Source organism: Agrobacterium sp. CMT1 (assembly GCF_037203725.1).
Taxonomy (GTDB): domain Bacteria; phylum Pseudomonadota; class Alphaproteobacteria; order Rhizobiales; family Rhizobiaceae; genus Agrobacterium; species Agrobacterium pusense.
The window spans coordinates 98,656-120,801 of record NZ_JBBCAR010000008.1 but is presented as its reverse complement, the minus strand read 5'-3'; the positions used below and the strand labels follow the sequence as shown (position 1 = coordinate 120,801).

Annotated in this window: 21 protein-coding genes; 8 read left to right on the top strand and 13 right to left on the bottom strand. The window is 59.3% G+C overall.

Going from position 1 to position 22,146, the window contains the following annotated elements; genetic code table 11:
* Window position 1: 1 nt before the first annotated feature.
* Both WA845_RS13760 and WA845_RS13755 read right to left on the bottom strand, forming a co-directional pair.
* Window positions 2–631, bottom strand: a complete 630-nt coding sequence (locus WA845_RS13760) for a glutathione S-transferase family protein (protein ID WP_337322415.1) — start codon at window positions 629–631, stop codon at window positions 2–4.
* A gap of 1 nt (window position 632) precedes the next feature.
* Complete coding sequence (locus WA845_RS13755; RefSeq protein WP_004438767.1) at window positions 633–998, bottom strand: ArsR/SmtB family transcription factor; 366 nt, start codon at window positions 996–998, stop codon at window positions 633–635.
* Window positions 999–1,211: 213 nt separating this feature from the next.
* Between WA845_RS13755 and WA845_RS13750 the strand changes: the two genes are divergently transcribed.
* The 4 genes from WA845_RS13750 to WA845_RS13735 are packed head-to-tail and all read left to right on the top strand — an operon-like array spanning window position 1,212 to window position 6,078.
* Window positions 1,212–2,078: an ABC transporter substrate-binding protein gene (locus tag WA845_RS13750; RefSeq protein ID WP_004438769.1), complete on the top strand. Its 867-nt coding sequence runs from the start codon at window positions 1,212–1,214 to the stop codon at window positions 2,076–2,078.
* Window positions 2,075–3,202 (top strand): LLM class flavin-dependent oxidoreductase, encoded by a 1,128-nt coding sequence (locus WA845_RS13745; RefSeq protein ID WP_006698527.1) that lies wholly within the window; start codon window positions 2,075–2,077, stop codon window positions 3,200–3,202. Before WA845_RS13750 ends, WA845_RS13745 begins: the two co-directional genes overlap by 4 nt.
* Window positions 3,203–3,231: 29 nt before the next feature.
* Entirely contained in the window at window positions 3,232–5,064 is a 1,833-nt protein-coding gene (locus WA845_RS13740) for a TRAP transporter large permease (protein WP_337322414.1), read from the top strand.
* A gap of 15 nt (window positions 5,065–5,079) precedes the next feature.
* A complete protein-coding gene (locus WA845_RS13735) occupies window positions 5,080–6,078 on the top strand; it encodes a TRAP transporter substrate-binding protein (RefSeq protein ID WP_064263026.1) in 999 nt (332 codons plus the stop codon).
* Between the two features lie 54 nt (window positions 6,079–6,132).
* On the opposite strand, the gene WA845_RS13730 is transcribed toward WA845_RS13735, so the two are convergent.
* The gene (locus WA845_RS13730; RefSeq protein ID WP_004438778.1) at window positions 6,133–7,644 is read right to left on the bottom strand and encodes an aldehyde dehydrogenase (NADP(+)); all 1,512 of its coding nucleotides are present in this window, start codon (window positions 7,642–7,644) and stop codon (window positions 6,133–6,135) included.
* A gap of 246 nt (window positions 7,645–7,890) precedes the next feature.
* Here WA845_RS13730 and WA845_RS13725 point away from each other — a divergent pair, with 246 nt between their 5' ends.
* Complete coding sequence (locus WA845_RS13725) at window positions 7,891–8,241, top strand: antibiotic resistance protein VanZ (RefSeq protein ID WP_337322413.1); 351 nt, start codon at window positions 7,891–7,893, stop codon at window positions 8,239–8,241.
* Window positions 8,242–8,267: 26 nt separating this feature from the next.
* On the opposite strand, the gene uxuA is transcribed toward WA845_RS13725, so the two are convergent.
* The 7 genes from uxuA to WA845_RS13690 form a co-directional block, all read right to left on the bottom strand.
* Window positions 8,268–9,476 carry a mannonate dehydratase gene (uxuA, locus tag WA845_RS13720; RefSeq protein WP_337322412.1) on the bottom strand — a complete coding sequence of 403 codons (1,209 nt, stop codon included), beginning with the start codon at window positions 9,474–9,476 and terminating at the stop codon, window positions 8,268–8,270.
* Window positions 9,473–10,540, bottom strand: coding sequence for an L-idonate 5-dehydrogenase (locus WA845_RS13715; protein ID WP_022563701.1), 1,068 nt, complete (start codon window positions 10,538–10,540; stop codon window positions 9,473–9,475). Before WA845_RS13715 ends, uxuA begins: the two co-directional genes overlap by 4 nt.
* Window positions 10,541–10,609: 69 nt before the next feature.
* A complete protein-coding gene (locus WA845_RS13710) occupies window positions 10,610–12,016 on the bottom strand; it encodes a TRAP transporter large permease (protein ID WP_337322411.1) in 1,407 nt (468 codons plus the stop codon).
* A gap of 4 nt (window positions 12,017–12,020) precedes the next feature.
* Window positions 12,021–12,593, bottom strand: a complete 573-nt coding sequence (locus WA845_RS13705; RefSeq protein WP_035208172.1) for a TRAP transporter small permease — start codon at window positions 12,591–12,593, stop codon at window positions 12,021–12,023.
* A 60-nt stretch (window positions 12,594–12,653) separates the two neighbouring features.
* Entirely contained in the window at window positions 12,654–13,628 is a 975-nt protein-coding gene (locus WA845_RS13700) for a sialic acid TRAP transporter substrate-binding protein SiaP (protein WP_337322410.1), read from the bottom strand.
* Window positions 13,629–13,690: 62 nt separating this feature from the next.
* Window positions 13,691–14,407, bottom strand: a complete 717-nt coding sequence (locus WA845_RS13695; protein WP_004438798.1) for a FadR/GntR family transcriptional regulator — start codon at window positions 14,405–14,407, stop codon at window positions 13,691–13,693.
* A 368-nt stretch (window positions 14,408–14,775) separates the two neighbouring features.
* Window positions 14,776–15,462 (bottom strand): HAD family hydrolase, encoded by a 687-nt coding sequence (locus WA845_RS13690; protein WP_337322409.1) that lies wholly within the window; start codon window positions 15,460–15,462, stop codon window positions 14,776–14,778.
* Window positions 15,463–15,867: 405 nt separating this feature from the next.
* Between WA845_RS13690 and minC the strand changes: the two genes are divergently transcribed.
* From minC to minE, 3 genes are read left to right on the top strand one after another with little or no spacing between them, the layout of a single operon-like run.
* Window positions 15,868–16,596: a septum site-determining protein MinC gene (minC, locus tag WA845_RS13685; RefSeq protein WP_034498167.1), complete on the top strand. Its 729-nt coding sequence runs from the start codon at window positions 15,868–15,870 to the stop codon at window positions 16,594–16,596.
* 35 nt (window positions 16,597–16,631) lie between these two features.
* The gene (gene minD / locus WA845_RS13680; RefSeq protein WP_004438810.1) at window positions 16,632–17,447 is read left to right on the top strand and encodes a septum site-determining protein MinD; all 816 of its coding nucleotides are present in this window, start codon (window positions 16,632–16,634) and stop codon (window positions 17,445–17,447) included.
* Window positions 17,444–17,704 (top strand): cell division topological specificity factor MinE, encoded by a 261-nt coding sequence (gene minE / locus WA845_RS13675; protein ID WP_004438814.1) that lies wholly within the window; start codon window positions 17,444–17,446, stop codon window positions 17,702–17,704. Before minD ends, minE begins: the two co-directional genes overlap by 4 nt.
* 38 nt (window positions 17,705–17,742) lie before the next feature.
* Here the strand turns inward: minE and WA845_RS13670 are convergent, their stop codons facing one another.
* The 3 genes from WA845_RS13670 to WA845_RS13660 form a co-directional block, all read right to left on the bottom strand.
* Window positions 17,743–18,645 carry an amino acid ABC transporter substrate-binding protein gene (locus tag WA845_RS13670; RefSeq protein ID WP_034498166.1) on the bottom strand — a complete coding sequence of 301 codons (903 nt, stop codon included), beginning with the start codon at window positions 18,643–18,645 and terminating at the stop codon, window positions 17,743–17,745.
* An 82-nt stretch (window positions 18,646–18,727) separates the two neighbouring features.
* On the bottom strand, window positions 18,728–19,621 hold the full coding sequence (locus WA845_RS13665) for an amino acid ABC transporter substrate-binding protein (protein ID WP_312608516.1): 894 nt from the start codon (window positions 19,619–19,621) through the stop codon (window positions 18,728–18,730).
* Window positions 19,622–19,650: 29 nt separating this feature from the next.
* On the bottom strand, window positions 19,651–21,993 hold the full coding sequence (locus tag WA845_RS13660) for a sensor domain-containing phosphodiesterase (RefSeq protein WP_337322408.1): 2,343 nt from the start codon (window positions 21,991–21,993) through the stop codon (window positions 19,651–19,653).
* Between the last annotated feature and the right edge of the window lie 153 nt (window positions 21,994–22,146).

Genomic DNA, 22,146 nt, shown 5'->3' with positions numbered 1-22,146 from the left:
ATCAAAGCCCCGGAACGTCAGATGTCACAAATGGTACGCGATAACCGCGCTGGAAGGTTTCGCGCTGTCCAAGCTGGCGATACCAGCGGTTTATTGCGGGAAAATCAGCGAGATCGATTTTATGACGGGCGAAACGCGAAACCCATGGCCAGATGGCGATATCGGCTATTGAAAAATCGCCGGCGACGAACCCGCGCTCTGCCAAGCGGTCGTCCAGCGTCCGGTAGAGGCGTTCGGTATCCGAGGCGAAACGGGTTTCGGCAAAGGGTGCTTTTCCTGTATTGTACGTCAGGAAATAATGGGCGTAACCGAGTGTCGGGCCGAAGTTGGCGGCCTGCCACATCAGCCACTCGGTGACTGTCAGGCGTGCCGCGGCAGAGACGGGAATGAGCCGTCCGGCTTTTTCCGCGAGATAGATCAGGATTGCGTTGGACTCTGTTAAAACGGTGCCATTGTCGTGATCGACGATTGCAGGGATTTTGGAGCCAGGGTTGATGCGACTGTACTCGGCCGAGAACTGCTCGCCCTTTTCGATGTCGATGGCATGGCTGCGATAGGGCAGGCCAAGTTCTTCCAGCGCAATCGAGATTTTGAGGCCGTTCGGCGTGATCCAGGTGTAAAGGTCGATCATGTTAGTCGAACATTGCCTCATCCAGCGGTAAAGCGCGCCTGCCTTTCTTGCCGGTCACATCGGAAAGATCAGCATAGAGGCCGCGTAATGTCAGAACCAACTGGACAATACGCGGATCGGTAACACGATAGATCACCGCCTTGCCCTCCCGCGTGCCCTCGATGACCCCCGCATCGCGCAGTTCGGCAAGCTGCTGTGAAAGCGTCGGCTGCTGGATGCCGAGTTCATATTCGAGTGCGGAAACGGAGGCTTCCGTTTCCATGAGGTAACAGACGATGGCCAGACGGTTGGCATTGGCCACAAGCTTCAGGAGCTCGCTTGCTTCAACGACGCTGCGGCAGATGAGATTGGAAACCGGTTTGGTCACGACTGAAGAGGCCCACTTTTCAAACTATAAAAAAGTAAATTGTGCGGCGATAGATTTCAATGGTTTGATGAATCTCATCCCAGATCAATCAGGCATTTTTTAAAATCTACAGGATGAGTAGATTTCTCTTTCGCTTTCCGCCCGGGGATCGCTAAAACGTTTCTCGAAAACACTCTATAAAAAAGTAGATTGATCGTGAAATGAGGTGTCGACATGAAAATCGGGGTCCATCCCAACAATCTGCATTTGCGGCTCGCCCGGCTCTGGCCCGGTTCTTTTAAGGCATTCGAGCCTGAATTCGTGCTCTATAGAGAAGGGCGCGATACCGCGGCGCTTCTGGAAAAGGGTGAAATACATTTTGGCGGCACCGGGTCGACACCGCCCATCGAGGCGGATGCGCGCGGGCTTTCGGCGGTCTATATTGCCGCCTCCGCACCGCGGCCGGCCAATGGCGCGATCCTCGTGCGGCGCGACAGCCCGATCCGTTCCGCCGCCGATCTCTCGGGAAAACGCATATCCCTGATCGACGGATCGTTTCATACCTATCTTCTGGCGCGCAGCCTGGAAGGAGCGGGGCTTGGCCTCTCGGATGTCAGCCGGATAGAAAGCGGCGACAGTGACAGCCTGAGGGACCTCGTGGAAGGTCGCGTCGATGCCTGGGTGACGATGTCGCCGCGGCTGGAAAAGGCTCTGACCCATGAAGAAATCAGTCTTTTGGTTCGCTGCGGCTCCACCATTCCCAACCGTTCGCTGTTCTGGACGCTGGATCGTCACGCTCTTGCGCCTGAAACGAGGCAAGCGATTGCGGCTGAACTGGACCGCGTCGGCCGCGCCGTTATGGCTAATGTAGAGCAGGCGGCTGCGCTGCTCGCCGCCGAACCTGGCAGCGAAGGCGACGCTTCGTCCTGGGCAAAGGTATTGCGCTCTCGCGATCTTTCAGTCGTGCCCGCCACTCAAAATATTCTTGCCGAACAGCAGGAGGAGGCCGATACGCTTTACAGGCACGGCCATTTCTCTTTACCGGTTCAGACCGGGCAAAGCCCGGCCCCGCAATCAGCCAGCGTCGGAGGTGACAGATGAATGTTTTCTGGTACATGTGCGCCCCCGACGGCGCCTATCCCTGGCAGCCGGAAGGCTCCCGCAGGGTCGATCTCGGTTATTACAAGCAACTGGCGCTCGCTTACGACCAGCTCGGTTATACCGGGGCGCTGTTTGCCACCGGCGCGCATGACGTCTGGGTTCTGGCGGGCGCGCTTCTTTCCTATACCGAGCGGCTGAAACTGCTGGTCGCCATTCATCCGGGCCTGATCGCGCCAACGCTGCTTGGCAAGATGGCGGCGACGCTCCAGGAGTTTTCGCGCGGGCGTCTGCTTATCAATGTCGTCTCGGGCGATGCGAAGATGCTCGGCGCCTACGGCATGACCATGCCGCATGACGAGCGTTACGAGATGGCGGATGAATATCTGCAAATCTGGCACCGGCTTTTCGCCGGCGAGACGGTGGATTTCAACGGGCATTATTTCCAGACGCAGGGCGCAAAGCTCGCTCTGCCGGTGGGGCAGGGCATCGAGCCGCCGCCGCTGTGGTTTGGCGGCTCTTCGGACAAGGCCATCGACGTTGCGGCCAAACATGTCGAGACCTATCTCTCATGGGGCGAAACGCCTGATCAGATTGGCGCGAAGGTCGATCTCGTCAAGGCGCGGGCGGAAAAGCTCGGTCGAGAACTGGAATACGGTATTCGCCTTTATGTTATCGTGCGCGATACGGATGAAGAGGCCTGGGCGGCCGCCGCCGATCTCTACGGGCGCATGGATGAGGCAGCGATTGCCGCCAACCAGCGTTTCGTCGGCAAGACCGATTCCGTTGGCCAGCAGCGCATGACGGCGATGCATGGCGGCCAGAAGCCGGAGAACCTGCGCGATCTTGAAATAGCGCCAAATCTCTGGGCCGGCATCGGTCTCGTTCGTCCAGGTCCGGGAACAGCTATCGTCGGCTCGCCCGATACTGTCATCCGCACGCTGGAGGCCTATAAGAAGGCGGGCGTGAACACCTTTATCCTGTCCGGCATGCCATTGCTGGAAGAAGCCTTCCGTTTCGGGGAAAAGGTGCTTCCGCGTCTTGACGTATCGCGTGAGGTTTCGGCGGCAAAACAATTCACGTGGTCGACATTGTTCGACCGTGACCTCTCGGCTAAGGCCTCATGAGCATGGCTTCGGGAGTAAAGAAGAAAGACATGATGGCGAGTCCCGCAACGACATCGGCACGAGGGCGCATCGGCCCGCAGCGTGTGGCAGGGCGGCTGCTGGCCATTCTGGACAAGGTACTCGGTGCGGTCGCGGCAGCAATCCTTGCCACGCTGCTCGTGGTGGTTCTGGTCAATGTCACCCTGCGTTATCTGTTTCACACCGGCTTCATCGGCGCGGAAGATCTGGGCATCTGGCTTAATGTCGCGATGATCGCCGTCGGCGCGCCTCTCAGTCTCAAAAGCGCGCTTGCGATGCGGCTCGATGTTTTTGTGCGCTTCCTGCCGGAACGTTTCCATGCTGCCACGGAAGTCCTGGCCGATGCTTTCTCGTTCGTTGCCGCGCTCATACTCGCCTTCGGCGGGGTAGAAATTGCGGCAATGCTGGGCGGGACGTCCCCGACGCTTGATCTGCCGGAATGGGTGCGTTTCGGTTTTCTTGGTGCGGGTGGCGCACTGATTTTTGTTTATCTCGCGCTTCAGCGCGTCAGTGAAGGCAAGGCGTTTGCTGTTCTGCTCTCCGTCGTCATTGCTGTTGTTTCCTATGTGGGCCTGCCGGAAATTTTCGTCGATACGACGCTGCCGCCGAGCCTGTTTCTGGCGCTGACGGCAGCCGTGGGGCTGGTTATGGCCGCGCCGCTTGCCCATGCCTTCCTCGCCGCCGCCTATGTGGCGATTGCCTTCGGCAGTACTTTGCCGGAGCCGGCCATCGTTTCCTCCACGGTCACAGGCATGTCGAAATTCCTGCTGCTCGCCATCCCCTTCTTCCTGCTGGCGGGAAGTCTGCTGACGGAATCGGGCGTCGCAAACCAGCTCGTCCGTTTTGCCGCCTCCATGGTCGGCCACCGACGGGCGGGGCTGGCCCAGACGACGCTTCTGACGAGCGTGCTGTTTTCGGGCGCCTCCGGTTCTTCAGTCGCCAATGCTGCCTTCGGCGCCTCCACCTTCCAGCCGGAACTCGTCAAGCATGGTTATCCACCCGCGCAGGCGGGTGCGATCATCGCCGCCACTTCCGTGCTGGACAACGTCATTCCGCCCTCCATCGCATTTCTCATCCTCGCAACGGCCACCAACCTTTCGGTCGGGTCGCTGCTGGTCGGCGGATTCTTTGCGGGCGGGTTGATGGCGGTCTGCCTGGCGGTGGCTATCCATTTCAGCGTGCGCAGCGTTGATACCTTGCCTCGCGCGACGGGCTCTGAGCGGTGGCGCTCGGCCGTGGCTGCGATACCTGCCTTCGGTCTTGGCGTCATCGTGGTGGTCGGCATCCGCATTGGCGTCGTCACGACCACGGAAGCCGCAGCGCTTGCAGCGCTTTACACGCTGTTTCTCGGCTTCGGATACCGGCTGGGCGCGGGCCGCATTTTTACAACCTTCCGCCAATCGGCGGGTGAAGCAGCTGCGATCGGCCTTCTGATCGGCACGGCTGGCCCGTTCGCCTTTCTCCTGGCGGTCGATAATGTCTCCGGTCTTGTCACCGACTTCGTGACATTGCTCGGTGGCAGCAAGATCGCGGTGCTTCTGCTGTCCAACCTCATTCTGCTCGTGGTCGGTCTTGTGCTTGATATCGGTGCTGCCATCCTGCTGTTCGGGCCGATCCTTCTGCCCGCTGCCGTGGCAGCCGGTATCGATCCCATCCATTTCGGTGTCATCCTCGTGGTCAATCTCATGATCCACGGCCTGACACCGCCGCTCGGCATGCTGATCTTTGTGGTGAGCGGCGTCACCCGCATTCCGGCGACAGCCCTTTTCCGGGCCGTCGTTCCCTATCTCCTCTCCCTTCTCGTTTCCCTCGCCATTCTGTGCGTCTGGGCTATTTTCTTCTAATCCGGGGCTTTATTCATGACTATTATCGACCGTCGTCATCTCCTCAAACTCTCCGCTCTCGGCGCGGCAACGCTCGCCGCACCGGCCTTCGTGCGCACGGCTAGTGCCAGAACCCGCAGCCTCACCGTTGCGTCGCTTTTCGCTGACGACAAGCCGGAGACGAAAATCTGGGTGAAGATCAGTGAGCTGGTGGAAGCGAAGCTGCCCGGTCGCTTCCGGTTCAATATAGTAAAGAGCGGTGCGCTGGGCGGCGAAAAGGAAGTGGCGGAGAATATTCGGCTGGGATCGGTTCAGGCCAGTCTTTCAACCGTTTCCTCGCTTTCAGGCTGGGTGCCGGAATTGCAGATCCTCGATCTGCCCTTCCTGTTCCGTGATGGGGAGCACGTGCGCAAGGTGGTAACCGGCGAGACTGGCAACGAGTTGAAGACGAAGCTTGCCGCCCAGCAATTCATCGCTGCCGATTTCATCAATTACGGCGCGCGCCATCTGCTGACCAAGGAACCGGTAACACGCCCCGAGCAGCTGGAAGGCAAGAAGATCCGCGTCATCCAGAGCCCGCTGCACACCAAGCTGTGGAGCGCCTTCGGCACCACGCCGGTCGGTATTCCGATCACAGAGACCTATAATGCGCTGGCGACAGGCGTGGCCGACGCCATGGACCTCACCAAATCCGCCTATGCCGGCTTCAAGCTTTACGAGGTCGTGCCCTATCTGACCGAAACCGGCCACATCTGGGCTTCAGGCGTCGTTTATTATGGCGCGACCTTCTGGAACCAGCTGGATGACGAAGAAAAGAAGGTGCTGTCGGAGGCTTCCAGCGAAGGCGCGAAGTACTTCAACCAGCTGATCGTTGAAGATGAAACGAAGTCCGTTGAGCTTGCGTTGTCCAAGGGTGGCAAGGTGCTGCAGCCGGAAGCGCTGGATGAGTGGCGCAAGGGCGCTCAGGGCGTCTGGCAGGATTTCGCCGGCATTATTGGGGGTATCGAGAAGATACAGGCCGTGCAATCTGCCTGAGACTACGGGTCAGACGAAGAACAGGGGAGGCGTGTGAGCGCCTCCCCTTTTTTATTAGCGAATGTCTTCCGGCAGAACGTCCGAGGGAATATTCTGATAGGAAACCGGGCGCATGAAGCGGCGGATCGACATGGTGCCGACAGAGGTTGCGCCGAAGTTCGTGGAGGCCGGGTAGGGGCCACCGTGAACCATGGCTTCGGAAACTTCCACGCCGGTCGGGAAACCGTTGGCGAGCACGCGGCCGGCCTTGCGTTCCAGGATCGGCAGCAGCTTGCGGGCGAGTTCGGCGTCGCCTGCATCGAGATGCATGGTCGCCGTCAGCTGGCCTTCGAAGCTCTTGGCAACCTCAAGCATTTCTTCGGTGCTATCAACAGTCACGATCAGGCCAAGGGGTCCGAATACTTCTTCAGCAAGCGCATGGTTGGCAACCCAGTCCTTGCCTGCGACCCGATAGAGATACGGCGTTGCATTGCGCAGGTTGCAGGTGGTGGTCAGCACGTCGCGCACGCCGTTGCCGGCAGCGATACGATCACGGCCATCACGATAGGCGGCGGCGATGCCGTCGGTCAGCATGACCTGAGGGCCGACTTCCGACAGGGCCGCACGTGCGGTTTCAGCAACCGCATCCGCCTGCTCGGAGAGAATGACGGCAATGCCCGGGTTGGTGCAGAACTGGCCCGCACCCATGGTGAGCGAACCGGCCCAGCCCTTGGCAATGGCTTCGCCGCGGTTGGCAACGGCTTCCGGCAGCAGGAACATCGGGTTGACCGAACCCAGTTCGCCGAAGAAGGGGATCGGCTCGGGGCGCTGGGCGCAGAGATCGAACAGTGCGCGGCCGCCGGCGAGCGAACCGGTGAAACCGACAGCCTTGATGCGCGGATGCTGCACGAGCGCGGAACCGACATCGCGACGGCCGCCCTGGATCAGCGAGAAGACGCCGGGATGCAGATTGTGCTTCTTGACGGCGGCAAGAACCGCTTCGGCAACGATTTCACCGGTGCCGGGATGGGCGGAGTGACCCTTGACGACAACAGGGCAACCGGCAGCCAGAGCCGCCGCGGTGTCACCACCGGCCGTGGAGAAGGCGAGCGGGAAGTTCGACGCGCCGAAAACGGCGACAGGGCCGATCGGACGCTGCATCAGGCGAATATCCGGGCGCGGCAGCGGCTGGCGATCCGGCAGTGCTTCGTCGTGGCGACGATCGAGATAGTCGCCCTTGCGGATATGCGAGGCAAACAGGCGGAGCTGACCGACGGTGCGGCCGCGTTCGCCCTGCAGGCGGGCAGCGGGCAGGCCAGTTTCGGAGGAACCGATTTCGGTGATGGCGTCGGCGCGGGCTTCGATCTCATCGGCGATGGTGTCGAGGAATGCGGCGCGCTCTTCGCGGGTGGTGTAACCGTAGCTCCAGAAGGCTTCTTCAGCTGCCTCACAGGCGGCATTCACCAGATCGACGGTGCCGACCGAGAAATCGAAAGCTTCGCCATGTGCAGGCTCGCTGCGGAATTTTGCTTCCGTTGCGACCCATTCTCCTGCAACCAGATGTTTGCCGTGCGGCTTGAAACTCATTGTGCTCTTCCCTGAAAACTGATCCTGTGTGGAAAACCCACCCGACACCGTGACGTTGCACCGAAAGGCGACAGCGCAAGCGCCATCAGCCGCGATCCTCGCCCGGTTGCCTTCTGCCTTAGCCCGTGTAGGGCGTGAGCGAAAGCCGGTTTTTCAACTATCTGATCAAAAAGTGTGATTAATTGGGCGAAGCTTGAAAAAGACCTGCTTCCGTTTACGCACACGACGCTCTAATGTGACGCCATGATGACAAACAGATTTCCGAAATATGTTGCCTGGTCGCTTCTTCTGTTGATTGTAACTGTGACTGTCAGCCCCATTGGGCTGAGGCCCCACACATTGACGACGGTCGGCATCGACCGCGCAGGTGCCTTCGCCCTCTGTTCGGCCGCCTTCGTGCTCGCCTATCCGCGTTACTGGCTTGCCATCATCGTCGCGGGCATTGTTGCGGCTTTTGGCATCGAGGCGCTGCAATTCCTGTCGCCGACACGCCATCCGCATCTGACCGACGCAGCCGTGAAGGCCGCTGGGGCTGTTACCGGCGGATTGGCCACCTATTCCTACCTCATGTTTCGGGCGAAGATGGCCGCAGGCTGACACATCCCCTGCGGTCAGATTTCCGATTAGCCATTCCCATTCGCGAGACCGAAGTGGCTGTGTGACAGCGTACGCTCGATGCCGCGCAGCTCAGCCAACCCCTTCAATCGCCCAATGGCGGGGTAACCGGGCTGGGCGCCGCGCGTGAGGTCGTCGAGAATTTCCTGCCCGTGATCCGGCCGCATCGGAATGGTGTGGTCTTCACGGCCCTCCGCTCGCCGGCGGGCTTCTTCGGTGAGGAGGGCGGCAATGACGGCGACCATGTCGGTTCCGCCTTCCAGATGTTCGTCCTCGAAGAAGGAGCAGGGCACCGTGTCCGTGTCGCGCGTCACGTTGCGCAGATGCACGAAATGGATTCGATCTGCAAAACGGCTGGCGATAAAGGGCAGGTCGTTATCCGCGCGCGCACCGAGAGAGCCGGTGCAGAGCGTGACGCCGTTGGCGCGGCTGTCGACCTGCGACAGCATATGGGCGTAATCCGTCTCCGTTGAGAGAATACGCGGCAGGCCGAGAAGCGGCCAGGGCGGATCATCGCCATGGGCGCAGATGTTGATGCCGACGTCTTCGGCAACCGGCGTCACCTCGGAGAGAAAGTCGATCAGGTTCCGCTGCAGCCTTTCGCGATTGACGCCATGGTAGGAACGCAGCTTTTCGATGAGTTCCGGCAGGGTATAACCATCCGCCGAGCCGGGCAGGCCAGCGCCGATATTGCGCGATAGCGCGACGATTTTTGTGTCGGGCATCCCGGTGAACCGCTTTGCCGCATCCTCCAGCAACCAGTCAGGATAATCCCGCGTCGCGTCCGGGCGCTTGAGAATGTGAATATCAAAGGCAGCGAAATCGGTAAGGTCGAAGCGCATCGCTTTCGCGCCGTGTTTCGTTTCCCAGCGCAGGTCGGTGCGGGTCCAGTCCAGCACGGGCATGAAGTTGTAACAGACGGTGCGGATGCCTGATACCGAGAGGCGGCGCAGCGTTTCCTGCCAGTTGGCGATATGGGTTTTCCAGTCGCCCGTCTGGGTCTTGATGTCCTCGGAGACGGGCACGCTTTCCACCACGTCCCAATAAAGCCCGCCGGCCTTGATGGCCTCATGCCGCCTGGTTATTTCGTCCACCGGCCAGACATCGCCGGTGGCGATGTGGTGCAACGCGCTGACAATGCCTTCCGCACCCGCCTGAGCCGCATCCTGAACCGTGACCTTGTCGACCGGGCCGAACCAGCGCCATGTATGTCTCATCTTTCGTCCTCAAAAATTCCGTCTGCGGAAAAAGTCAGTTGCACCTTGCAGGCGGCCGAGCGGTCTCCGGCCTGCTCGAATGCGGCCTTCGCCTCATCAAGCGGGAAGCTGTGGGAAATGATCGGCCGCACATCGATCTTGCGCGTTGAGATCAGCCCGGCGGCGATGGCGAATTCATCATGAAAGCGCTGCGAACCGCGCCAGAGGATTTCTTTGCCAACCAGCGCATTGAGCGGAATGGTAATGTCACCGGTTACGCCCACCTGTACGATGGTGCCGCGCGGGCGCACGCAGGCAAAGGCGGTGCGGAGCGCGGGGGCTGCCGCGGAGCAATCGAAAATGACGTCGAAATAACCCTTGTCATCCTGGTAGGGCAAAAGCGCCTCGGCGTCCTTTGCGACATTGATCGTGCGGCCCGCACCCATGGCTGGTGCGCGTTCCAGCGCCGCATCGGTCAGATCGGTTGCAACGATGAAACTTGCGCCCGCATGGCGGGCGGCGGCGATGGTCAAGAGGCCGATTGGGCCGGCTCCCGTTACCAGCACCTTAGCGCCGGTGAGATCGCCCGCCTGGGCGACGGCATGCAGACAGACTGCAAGCGGCTCGGTGCAGGCCGCTTCAGCAGCTGAGGTATCGGCTGGAAATGGCGCGCATTGTTTGGCTGTAACCACCAGCCGGTCGCGAAACATGCCCTGTTCGTGCGGCAGGCGCATGGCGCTGCCCATGAAGCGCATGTCGAGGCAATGGATCGGCTGGCCCTTCAGGCAGAACTGGCAATGGCTGCAGGGTTGCGAGGGATTAACGGCGACGAGCTGGCCGATGGCGAGCCCGCTGACGCCTTTCCCCAGCGCCCGCACATGGCCGGATGCCTCATGCCCGGAGATGATCGGTTCGCGCACCCTGACCGGGCCAAAACCGCCATCTTGATAATAATGGAGATCGGAGCCGCAGATGCCACCCGCTGCCATGGCGAGCAGCACCTCGCCGGGTCCCGGCTCAGCGAGATTCTCTGTTTCGACGCGAATGTCCTTTTCGCCGTATAGACGTGCCACGCGGGTCTGCATGACCATGCCCTCATGTCTCGATATGGAATGATGACCCCGCGCGGCGAACCGCGCGGGCAGGGTGCCTCTTCAGCGGATCAGGCCCATTTCGGTCGGCAGCCACAGGGTGATTGCCGGAACGAACGTGATCAACAGCAGCGCCACGAATAGCGGCACCAGCCAGGGCAGGATGGCCATGGTCGTGCGTTCGACGGAGAGTTTCGCCACGCGCGAGAGCACGAACAGCACCATGCCGAGCGGCGGATGCAGCAGACCGATCATCAGGTTGAGCGTGATGATGAGGCCGAAATGCACCGGATCGATATGAAACTGCAGCACGAGCGGCAGAAGGATCGGCACGAGGATGGTGATGGCCGCAATCGTATCGAGGAAGCAGCCCACGAACAGCATCAGGAGATTGACCAGCACCAGGAAAATCCATTTGCTGTCCGTGATCGTCAGGATCGCCGCCGACAGAAGCTGCGCTGCCTGGCTAACGGTCAGCAGCCATGCGAAGACCGAGGCCGCCGCAACGATGAAGAGCACCGATGCGGTGGTTTCGATCGTGTCGAAGGTCGATTTCGCCAGCGTCTTGAAGGTCATCGTGCGATAGCGGACGAGGCCGAGGAACAGTGACCAGAGAACGGCCGCGACGGCTGCCTCCGTCGGTGTGAACCAGCCCATGGTCATGCCGCCGATCAGGATCACGGGCGTCATCAACGCCATCACGGCTGAGAAGTCGAAATACCAGTCGCAGGCGAGCAGGATGACCAGCACGATCAGGATCGACAGGTTGAGGGAAAGACCAAGCGACGTGAGGATATAGATGCCGAGCGGCACCATCATCACCACGAAGACTTCAATCGATGCGCCGAAGATCGTTCTGAGGCTGAACGGTGTATCGGAGCCCCAGCCCTTGATATAGGCGAAGACCGCAACCGTGATCATCATCAAAAGCGTCATGACGACGCCGGGAATGATGCCGGCCATGAACAATGCTCCGATGGAGACATTGGCCATCATGCCGTAGATGACGAAGGGCAGCGATGGCGGGAAGATCGGGCCGAGCGTTGCGGAGGCGGCGGTGACGCCGACGGCCGCTTCGACCGGATACCCGTGGTCCTTCATGGCCTTGATCTCGATGGTGCCGATACCGGCCGCATCGGCAAGCGCGGTCCCCGACATGCCGGAAAAGATCACCGAACCGATGATGTTGACCTGGGCGAGACCACCCTTCATCCAGCCGACGAGCGCGACGGCGAAGGAATAGATACGTCCCGTCACGCCGGCCGTGTTCATGAGATTACCGGCAAGGATGAAAAATGGCACGGCCAACAGCGGGAAGCTTTCCACACCCGCGATCAGGCGCTGCGCCGCTATGATATCGGGCGCGACATTATAAAACACGATGTAGAGCAGAGAAGCCGAGGCCATGGAAATGGCGACCGGCAGGCCGATCACCATCAGGAGAAGAAAGGAGCCGATGAGAAGCAGCATGTGATCAATCCCCCGCGCTCTGGAATTCTTCGGGCCGCTCCAGAACGGAATAACCGCGCTGCATATTGGCGATGAAGACCTGTACCGACCGGAAGAACATCAGAACGAAAGCGGCCAGAACCGTATAAAAGACGATGCTGCGCGGCAGGGCGACGGTGACCATCTCCTCATCCGCGACGATTTCCATGTAGCGCCACATCAGCCAAGAGGTGTAGGCGAAGAACAGGATCCGCAGCACATCGACGAGGATCGACATGGCGCGGGCCACCTGCGGCGGCACATAGTGATAAAGCACATCCACCTGGATGTGGCGCGACATGCGCACGCACATGACCGAACCTAAAAAGACGACGCCGATCAGGCAGTTGACGGCGATTTCTTCCGTCCAGGCGTAGCTGTCGTTGAGCACGTAGCGGGTGAAGAACTGAAGGAACACGCAACCTGTCATCAGCCAGAAGAGGCCAAGCGTGACCCAGTCTTCGAATGAATAAACCTTGAGATCGACCTCCGGCGGCGCCTCGTCGAACGTATGGGCGAGTTCCTCAGGCGTGACCTGAGTATGAATTTCCTGCGACATTGAGATATCCCGTCTGGAGAAAAAGGGCGGTGCGGCAAGAGGGCCGCACCGGATCTTGCTTCACTTGACGGCGCGAATGGCTTCCCAGTCGGCCTTGTCGTAACCGAAGTCCTCGAACTTCACTTTTTCGAGGACGTTCTTCTCGAAGTCGGCCTTGTCGACTTCCGCGACGGTCAGGCCGCGCTTCTTGAAGTCTTCGACGAGGCTTTTCTCGCGGCCTTCGATGGTCTTGGTGGTGCGCTCGGCAGCCTGCTGCATGACTTCGGTGAAGATTTTTTTGTCTTCATCTGAGAGCCTGGACCACAGGTTCTTCGAGATCACCGTGTTGAGGTGGTCGACGATATGGCCTGTCAGGACGATGTTCTTCTGCACTTCGAAGAACTTCTTTGCCTCGATGGTGGTGAGCGGGTTTTCCTGCGCATCGACGGTGCCGTTCTGCAGCGCCAGATAGACTTCCGCAAATGCAATCGGGGTCGTGTTCGCGCCGCAGGCGCGTGGCATGGCGAGGTAGGCCGGAACATCAGGCACGCGCATTTTCAGCCCGCCCATGTCGGCGCAGGTGGCAATCGGCTTGTTCGATGTTGTGTGGCGTGTGCCGTAATAGCTGACGGCAGCGATATGGTTGCCGGTCTTGTCTTCGTAACCCTTGGCGAGCCGCTTGAAGATATCGCTTTTGGTATAGGCGATCAGATGGCTCGGATCGCGGAAGATGTAAGGGAAATAGGTGACGCCGATCGGCTTGAAGTCACGCGCGGCAAAGCTCGAGCCGGAAATGATGATATCAACCGTGCCGATCTTCAGGCCCTGATTGATATCGGCTTCCTTGCCGAGCTGCGAGGCCGGAAAGACATCGATCTTGTAGCGGCCATCGGTTCGCTTGGCGATCTCTTCCGCGGCCCAGACCGAATCCGTATGGAACGGCTCCGAGGTCTCGTAGACATGTGCCCATTTCAGTGCGGTCTGCGCCTGCGCCGCAAGCGCCGAGAGCAGGATGGCCGCTGTTGCGCCCATCAAAGTCGACAATCTGATTTTCATTCTTAACTCCTCCCGAATTAAAGCCAGATTTCCGTTTTTCCCGTCGCCGGTTGCGGCGGCGGTTATTCTTCTCCGAGCGTTTCCTCCCCGAAACTTTCGGAAAATCTCTTCTGCGACAGCGTCAGATGCTGCCGCATCGCCTCCCGGGCACCTTCCGGATCGTTCGCGGCAATGGCGTCGCGGATGACCCGGTGTTCCTGCACGGCGAGGTTCCAGGTGTGCGGACCTTCGAAATAGCTGGCGAGCTTTTCGAAAAAGGGTGACAGGCTGCGCTCGTCATAGATCAGGCCGGTAAAGCGGTTGAGCGCCGAGTTGCCGATGATGTCGGCGATGGCGGTGTGAAAGGCCCGGTCGAGATTGAGCGCCTGCGGTGAATTGTCGAGTGCGCCGGCCATGCGCTCGATGATGTCATCAAGTTTGACGATGCATTCCGGCGTGGCGAGCCGTGCGGCTTCCTCCGCGATAGCGCTTTCGATGATGCAACGCGCCTGCAGGATTTCGAAAGGCCCATGCGCATCCGGCACTGTTGGCTTTTCTTTCCCCTGTTTGCCGGTTGCGTTTACATAAACGCCCGAACCCATGCGAATATGGATATGGCCTTCCACTTCAAGAACGATAAGCGCTTCCCGCACCGTGGGGCGTGATACGCCGAAGCGTTCCGCAAGGTCGCGTTCCGCCGGCAGGCGCTGACCGTCCGTCAGTTCCCCGCTTTCGATGAGCAAGCGAATTTGTTCCGCAACCAGCCGGTAAAGGCGGCGCGGCTCAAGAGCCACAAACATGATGTCCTCCCAGCGCGAAAGTCTCCCCCAATCGCGCAAGCGGTAAGATTGTCTTACCAATTTCATTAGGGCGCATTTGGGCGACGCTGTCAATTAGACGTTAATGAAAAATATACGGAGGTCGTCAGGAGGCTCAGCGGGGCGGTATTGTCACGCTCCCCGGGGCTCTGGCTCCCGGGGGTTCTGCCATTTCCTCATTCTGGCCGCGAGCTGGCCGGGCAGCCGGATTCCTTGGGTGGAGAACGACGGCAAAGTCGCAAACTTTGCCTCTCTCAATGTTTTGGATGATGTCGGGGCGCGATGGCTTGCCAGCAGTTCGCGACATCGGCTGGCAAGCGATCGCTTCTTTCCCTTTGAGGGCAGGCTTTTCAGCCCCTGCCCGTCGCCAGCTTCAGGCCGTCTTTACCGTCGATAATTACATTCACCTCACCATAGCCGCCAATGGAAAGGTGTGGCGTCTCGATAGGATGCGAATGGGTGGCGTTGATGACCACCACTGACGCCCCCATGTTTTCCCCCGCCTGGATGCCGGCGGGGGCGTCCTCGAAGACAATGCAGTCTTGCGGTGATACGCCGAGCTTTTCGGCGGCTTTTCGATAGCCTTCAGGATCGGGTTTGCCGTTCACCACGTCTTCCGCACAGATCATGACAGGCGGCGGTGCAATGCCCGCCGCAGCGAGCCGGCGTTCAGCCAGTTCGCGTACGGCCGAAGTCACGATAGCCCACTTGCCCGCCGGCAGCGACTTGAGGAAAGCGCCGGCGCCCGGTATCTGAACAATGCCATCCACATCATCCATCTCTGCACGAAGGATCATTTCGGCCTGCTCATCCACGTCAAGACCCGGAATGGCCTCACGGCGGATAACTTCCGAGGCTCGTATGCCGTGAATGCGCTGCAGGAAGGCATTCGGCTCGATGCCATTCGCCACTGCCCACTCCCGCCATACGCGCTCGACGACGGCGATCGAATTGACGAGTGTGCCATCCATGTCGAACAGGAAGGCCGCAAACTGTTGCGAAAAAATCTGGTTTTGCGGCGGGACTCTGCTGTGCATCTCATTCTTCCGTTGAACTGTCGGCCTCGCCTGTCTCTACAGTATTGTCAGGCATAACGGAATCGTTTTTCAGCCACCAAGGGCCGATGGTCATCTGCCGCGGGTAGGGGATGTTGTCCCGGAATCGGACGCGGTCAGACTCACGCGAGTCGAGGTCGTCGGCAGGCAGGGCGGCGGTGAACAGAGCCACACCGGGAGTCAGCCTGCAGCAAGGATGCGCTGTTATCCTTTGTCTTCATATGTCAGGGAATGGCCAGATTCAAAGGGATAACAGATGTTCTAGAAGGTTCTGCATGAGAGTTTCGAACGCGGAATTTTCTTAACGATTTCCCTCTCTTGAGGGTGGCGTTAACCATTTGTTAACCATATTCGAGGTACCTAATTGTCAACGATTTGTTTACCAAGATGACCAAAGTGCTAACAGACCAGCGTTCCATCCGCATCAAAGGCCGCTCCTTCCTCGCAGTCGTCCTGTCCCCCGAAGCTCCGGTCGATCAATGGCTGGAAAGGCTCGATGATCTCGCGGCGCGTTCGGCGGGCTTCTTCCTGTCGCGGCCGGTGGTCCTCGATGTTTCGGAACTGTCGCTCGACAAGGCGGGTCTGAAGGAACTGCTGGCGGCGCTCAGGGAGCGCAATGTCGGCATCATGGGCATCGAGGGCGTTCGTCCCTCGATGATCGAGCCGGGCATGCCCCCATCGCTGAAGGGCGGAAAGCCGGCTTCCGATGTCGAGGTCGAGCCGGTCGCCGTGGTTGCCGAATTGCCGGAGGAGAAGCCCCGTACATCGGGTGAAATCCGCGCCGTCGTGCAGTCGCTCGTCATCAACGAGCCCGTGCGCTCCGGCCAGTCGATCATGTTTCCCGAAGGTGACGTGACCGTCATCGGCTCGGTCGCCTCGGGAGCGGAGATCATCGCTGGCGGTTCGATCCATGTTTATGGCGCGCTGCGCGGGCGGGCCATGGCCGGTTCGCTCGGCAATGTCTCTGCGCGCATCTTCTGCCGCAAGCTGGAGGCCGAGCTTCTGGCAATCGACGGCGTCTACAAGGTGGCTGAGGACATTGACGACAAGCTGCGCGGGCAACCCGTTCAGCTCTGGCTGGAAGACGATACGATCAAGGCCGCAAAACTCGGCTGATAACAGATAAACACGCACGAACAGGAGAGAGCCATATGGGGAAGGTAGTCGTTGTAACTTCCGGCAAGGGCGGGGTCGGCAAGACCACCTCGACCGCAGCGCTTGGCGCCGCACTGGCGCAGAATAAAGAGAAGGTCGTAGTCGTCGATTTCGATGTCGGTCTGCGCAACCTCGATCTCGTCATGGGTGCTGAACGCCGCGTGGTCTACGATCTCGTCAACGTTATTCAGGGCGATGCCAAGCTGACGCAGGCGCTGATCCGCGACAAGCGCCTGGAGACGCTGTTCCTGCTGCCCGCCTCGCAGACGCGGGACAAGGACAATCTGACGCCGGAAGGTGTCGAATGGGTTATCAACGAGTTGAAGAAGCACTTCGACTGGGTGATCTGCGACAGCCCCGCCGGCATAGAACGCGGCGCGACGCTGGCCATGCGCCATGCGGATGTGGCTGTGGTCGTTACCAATCCTGAGGTCTCCTCGGTGCGCGACAGCGACCGCATCATCGGCTTGCTCGATTCAAAGACGCTGAAGGCCGAGCGCGGCGAGCGCATGGAAAAACACCTTCTCATTACCCGCTATGATTCTGCGCGTGCGGAGCGGGGTGATATGCTGAAGGTTGACGACGTTCTCGAAATCCTGTCGATCCCGTTGATTGGCATCATTCCCGAGAGTTCGGATGTGCTGCGCGCCTCCAACGTCGGTGCGCCGGTCACGCTCGCAGATGCCCGTTGCGCGCCGGCCATGGCCTATTTCGACGCTGCCCGCCGCCTATCGGGGGAAGATATTCCGGTGGTCATTCCGGGCGAAAAGCGTGGCATCTTCTCCAAGATCTTCGCAAGGAGGGCTGCATGAGTCTCTTCAATCTTTTTCGCAAACAGAAGTCGGCACCGCTTGCGCGTGAGCGCCTGCAAGTGCTGCTCGCCCATGAGCGGGCCTCATCGGGCTCTGATCTTGTCGCCATCCTGCGGGAAGAAATTCTCGGCGTCATTGCCAAGCATGTACAGATCGACGGCGACCGTGTGCACGTGAAGATGGATCGCGACGAACATTTCTCGATTCTCGAGATCGACGTCGAAATTCCGCTCGGCGCAGATCTCCGCGCCGCGTGACATAGGCATGAAAGACGCCGCCCCAACCGGGCGGCGTTTTATTGCGCGGTCGTATCCACGGGGTTTCGAAACGCGTCAGCGAGATCGTCCGGAAGCGGGCGCTGAAGGTTCATCCCGTTCGGCGGGATCGGAGCGTTGAACCATTTCTCGTAGATTTTCTCGATTTCACCGCTCGCATAGATTTCACCCAGGGCCTCGTTGACGGCATCTCTGAAACCGGTATCGCCGTGGCGAAGCATCAGGCCGTAGGGTTGGGGTGGCGCAAGATATTCATTTGAAATTGCGTAATCCTCAGGCCTGCCTGTTTCGGCGACGAAGGATCGCAGAAGAATATCGTCCATGACGAAAGCCGAAGCACGGTTTTCCGTCACCATCTCGAAACCGCCTTCGGTGCTGTCATTTTGCAGCACGGCGATGTTTAGCCCCAGTTTGCGATTGAGCACGTTCAACTGGCTGATATTAATGGTTCCCGTCGTTACCACCACGGTGCGCCCGGCAAGATCCGCGACGGTATTCAAGCCGCTCGATTTCAGCGCCACGTATCGCGTACCGGTGATGAAGTGGCTGTAAGAGAACCATACGGCCTTGCGCCGTTCTTCCGTGTTCGTGCTCGCCACACATTCCATGTCGATCGTGCCGTCATTGAGAAGCGTGATGCGATTGCTGGGCGTACGTTTGACGAAGTCGACCTTCAGTCCCGGCAGATCCAGTTTTTCCCTGATGGAATCCACCACCTTGAGGCAAAGCTCGATGCTGTAGCCGATCGGCTCCGGGCCGGTGCCGAGATACGAGAAGGGGATATTGCGATCGGCATAACCCAGCCGGATGATACCGGTTCTAGCAATGGTCTCGAGTGTCGGCGGCTGCACTTCCTGCCCGGCCGCATAAGTGGATAAAAGGCTAAAAATTCCTAATGCAAGCCATAACGTCGATCTCTGCATCGCGCATCTCCAGCTAAAGTATCTGTCAAAACGTGTCTTCATGACGTGTCTTCATGAAAATGGAGGCGGGGGTGCGAGCACCTTAATCCCGATATTCTTTCGGATGTTCGTAGGCCTGTCTCAGAGCTGCTGCCATCGGCAGGTTCAGATTCATGCCGTTTGGCGGAATGGGTCTGGTGAACCATTTTTCATAGAGATCATGAATGGCGGGGCCAGTGAAAATCCGTTTCAGACTGTCGTTGACGACCGCCTTGAAGGCCGGGTCGTCGCGACGGAAGACCAGCCCATAGGGTTCGGGTGCGCTCAGCGTCTCCTCGGAAAGCGCATAAAGATCCGGATTTTCAGAAGTCGCCGCCAGCGCCGCCAGCAGAATACCATCCATCACGAAAGCCGAAGCCTTGCCGGAAACGACGAGGGCGAAGGCTTCCTCGTTGGTTTTCGTCGGCATGACGGAGATATTGAGGTTCTTCTCACGGTTCACGGCATTGAGCTGCTCAATATTGACGGTTCCGGAGGCGGATGTGACTGACCTGCCTGCCAGATCGGCGAGGCTTTTCAGATTGTCCTGCTTGCGCGAGAGAAACTGTGTTGCCGTCATGAAATTCGGATAGGAAAAATCCACGATCCTGCGACGGTCGCTATTATTGGTGGTGGCTGCGCATTCGATATCGATCTGACCGCCGCGGACAAGGATGAAGCGAGTGGCGGGCGTGGCCTTGACATATTCGACGTCGAGCTTGTCGAGTTTCAGGGACTTGCGAATGTCCTCGCTGATCGTCTTGCAGAGATCGGTTGAGAAACCGGTCACCTCTCCGTTCGGCAGCTGATAGGAAAAGGGGGGTTCAGCCTCACGATAGCCGATGCGGATTTTTGCGGTCCTGGCGATCTGCTGAAGCGTGTCGCCTTCACCGGCAGCCTGCAGCGGGGTGAGGGGGGCAAAGCATGTGAGGAAAAGGCAATAGACTGCAATACGCATTTATGTCCTCTTGGCCGGCGGCCGGTTTCTCAAATCGCTTTTTGTGAAGGGCAATAGGTGTCCTGTGTCGGTCGTCCGGCATCGTGGCCCGTCTGCGCGGCTCGATCGGCGATTTCGGTTTTTCCCACTTGGACGATGACCGCACGGCTCCTGAGAATCTGCGCAAGCGGTGCAGGCTCGGCGAAATAATAGCCCTGTGCCTCGTCGCATCCGGAAAGTTTGAGCACCTCGACCTGCTCCCCGTTTTCCACCCCCTCGGCGGTCACCTTCAGGCCGATCTGTTCGGCCATGTCGATGACGGTGTTGACGATAGCCGAACACATGGGATTGGTCGGAAGGCCGGAAACGAATTCGCGGTCGATCTTGATCTTGTCGAAGGCGACGTGGGTGAGCGTGCTGAGCCCCGCATAACCGGTGCCGAAATCATCAAGCGCCAGGCGGACGCCTCTTTCCTTCAGCATTTTTAGGACGCGCGTGCTGCTGTCGCGCTCAAGCATAGCCGTTTCCGTCACTTCCAGCTCAAGCCGTTCCGCCGGGAATCCGGATGCTTCAAGCGCCCGGTCCACAATGGGGACGATATCGTCATTGCAAAGCTGAACGGCGGATAGGTTGACGGCAAGTCTGATATCCTTCGGCCAGGTCATTGCATCCATGCAGGCCTGGGCCAAAACCCACTCGCCCAACGGCCTGATGAAGTTGTTTTCTTCCGCAAGCGCGATGAAGCGGTCCGGAGAGATCAGGCCAAGCTTGCTGTGGCGCCAGCGGGCAAGCGCTTCATAGGCGACGATGCGGCCGCTCTGCAGATTGACCACGGGTTGGTAATGCAGCTCGAACTCATGGTTTTCGAGGGCGGATTTCATATCTATTTCCAGCGCGTGCTTGTGCTGCGCAGCCATGTCCATGCCTGGCTCATAGAAGACGAAATAGCCGCAACCCATGGATTTCGCCCGGTAAAGGCCGAGATCGGCATGTTGCAGCAGCTGCGTGGCCGATGTGCCGTGACCGGGCGCACAGGCGATGCCGATGCTGGTATCGATGCTGATGTCGCTGCCTTCGAGCGCGAAACTGCGCGACACGGCATGCACGACCCGCGCTGCCAGCATCGCCGCATCGCTCTCAAAGTCGCCGCTTGTCGACTGTATGATCGCGAATTCATCGCCGCCCAGGCGGCTCACCATGTCGTTTTCTCCGAGGACGGAGGAGATCCGCGAAGCGACAGCCACCAGCAGGGCGTCGCCGGCCGCGTGCCCGAGCGTGTCATTAACGGCCTTGAAACGATCGAGGTCCAGCAGCATGACATTGAACAGTTGGCCGGACGCGGAGAGATGCTCAAGGCGATTTTCCAGCGTCTTCATCAGCAGCACCCGGTTTGGAAGCCCGGTCAGTGCATCGTGATGGGCCATGTGCTCCATTTGCTGCGCCATGTCGCGTATCTGCCGCAGGCGTCCGCGTTCCAGAACGGCTTCGCGCAGCGTCTCGATGGCGGTTGCCATGTCGCCGATTTCATCCCGTCGATCCTGAAAGGGGGTTGCGACATCGGTTTCCTCGCGGGCGATCCGCAGGGTCGCCTGCACCAGCGCCGGTACGGGTTTCAGGAAATGCCGCGCGATGACCGTTACCAGAACACCTGTCACGGTCAGCACCACGATCAGCGCCATGAGCGAATTGTAGATCAGTTTGCGCTGCGCACCATAAAGCGCATCCGAACCACCGATGCTGACGGCGACCGCGCCGATCGGCTTTTTCGTCTCCGTACTGATGATCGGCAGCAGGCCAATATAGTGGCTGGAGTCGCCTATGGTTGCAAACCCCGTCGCGAAGCGCGCCGCCACGGCATCTCTGGCGAAGATCGGGTCGGTAGCGAGCGGTTTTTCATCATCGTCTGTGGCGTTGTCGAAAGCGGCTGCGATCTGCCTGAAACCGGAATCGTCGTCATCATAGCGGAATAGCCAGACGGCATTTTTCGTCTGGGCGCCTATGAGCGCGAGAACATCGCTTGGATTGAAGCCCGTAACGAGAATGGATTCATCGTCGCCGATAGGCTTGTCGGTCAAAATGCCGTTGACCTGGCCATCGGCATCCGCTGTGACGCTGACATAGGTGTAGATGCTTCGAAGGGTGGCGCTGGCAATCTGGGAGTTGACGCGGGCCTGATTGAGCCACTGTTCGCTGGCGGCGGCAACGAACATGTACCAGCCCACAAGCGCGCCGATGCTGTAGGCGAAGATCACCCCGCCCAGGAAAATCAGGGTTATCTTGCTGGCGAGCGAGCGCCGCCGCGACGACCGGCCCTTTTCCGGCGGCGTCGTTGAGCGAAGCATGTGGCCGGGCTCTACCTGTCTATCCATCCCCCGATAGGCAGTCTCTTCCATTCGCGATAGTCCCCCGCGATGTCGCGTTTTGATTGTTTTATGGAATTTTTATAGGGCATGCACTTCAATGGTGTCTGCTAAATAATTCAACAAAGTTTAGATGCGATTAAGAATTAATCCGTCTTTTTACAGTCGCTGCTTATATAAACGGTC

Coding starts and splice junctions, on each gene's coding strand:
- WA845_RS13705 (WP_035208172.1), bottom strand. CDS start 12,593: ATGTCGCAGGAAATTCATACTCAGGTCACGCCTGAGGAACTCGCCCAT.
- WA845_RS13725 (WP_337322413.1), top strand. CDS start 7,891: ATGACAAACAGATTTCCGAAATATGTTGCCTGGTCGCTTCTTCTGTTG.
- WA845_RS13735 (WP_064263026.1), top strand. CDS start 5,080: ATGACTATTATCGACCGTCGTCATCTCCTCAAACTCTCCGCTCTCGGC.
- minC (WP_034498167.1), top strand. CDS start 15,868: ATGACCAAAGTGCTAACAGACCAGCGTTCCATCCGCATCAAAGGCCGC.
- minD (WP_004438810.1), top strand. CDS start 16,632: ATGGGGAAGGTAGTCGTTGTAACTTCCGGCAAGGGCGGGGTCGGCAAG.
- WA845_RS13670 (WP_034498166.1), bottom strand. CDS start 18,645: ATGCAGAGATCGACGTTATGGCTTGCATTAGGAATTTTTAGCCTTTTA.
- uxuA (WP_337322412.1), bottom strand. CDS start 9,476: ATGAGACATACATGGCGCTGGTTCGGCCCGGTCGACAAGGTCACGGTT.
- WA845_RS13690 (WP_337322409.1), bottom strand. CDS start 15,462: ATGCACAGCAGAGTCCCGCCGCAAAACCAGATTTTTTCGCAACAGTTT.
- WA845_RS13710 (WP_337322411.1), bottom strand. CDS start 12,016: ATGCTGCTTCTCATCGGCTCCTTTCTTCTCCTGATGGTGATCGGCCTG.
- WA845_RS13745 (WP_006698527.1), top strand. CDS start 2,075: ATGAATGTTTTCTGGTACATGTGCGCCCCCGACGGCGCCTATCCCTGG.
- WA845_RS13700 (WP_337322410.1), bottom strand. CDS start 13,628: ATGAAAATCAGATTGTCGACTTTGATGGGCGCAACAGCGGCCATCCTG.
- WA845_RS13665 (WP_312608516.1), bottom strand. CDS start 19,621: ATGCGTATTGCAGTCTATTGCCTTTTCCTCACATGCTTTGCCCCCCTC.
- WA845_RS13760 (WP_337322415.1), bottom strand. CDS start 631: ATGATCGACCTTTACACCTGGATCACGCCGAACGGCCTCAAAATCTCG.
- WA845_RS13660 (WP_337322408.1), bottom strand. CDS start 21,993: ATGGAAGAGACTGCCTATCGGGGGATGGATAGACAGGTAGAGCCCGGC.
- WA845_RS13715 (WP_022563701.1), bottom strand. CDS start 10,540: ATGCAGACCCGCGTGGCACGTCTATACGGCGAAAAGGACATTCGCGTC.
- WA845_RS13695 (WP_004438798.1), bottom strand. CDS start 14,407: ATGTTTGTGGCTCTTGAGCCGCGCCGCCTTTACCGGCTGGTTGCGGAA.
- minE (WP_004438814.1), top strand. CDS start 17,444: ATGAGTCTCTTCAATCTTTTTCGCAAACAGAAGTCGGCACCGCTTGCG.
- WA845_RS13730 (WP_004438778.1), bottom strand. CDS start 7,644: ATGAGTTTCAAGCCGCACGGCAAACATCTGGTTGCAGGAGAATGGGTC.
- WA845_RS13740 (WP_337322414.1), top strand. CDS start 3,232: ATGATGGCGAGTCCCGCAACGACATCGGCACGAGGGCGCATCGGCCCG.
- WA845_RS13750 (WP_004438769.1), top strand. CDS start 1,212: ATGAAAATCGGGGTCCATCCCAACAATCTGCATTTGCGGCTCGCCCGG.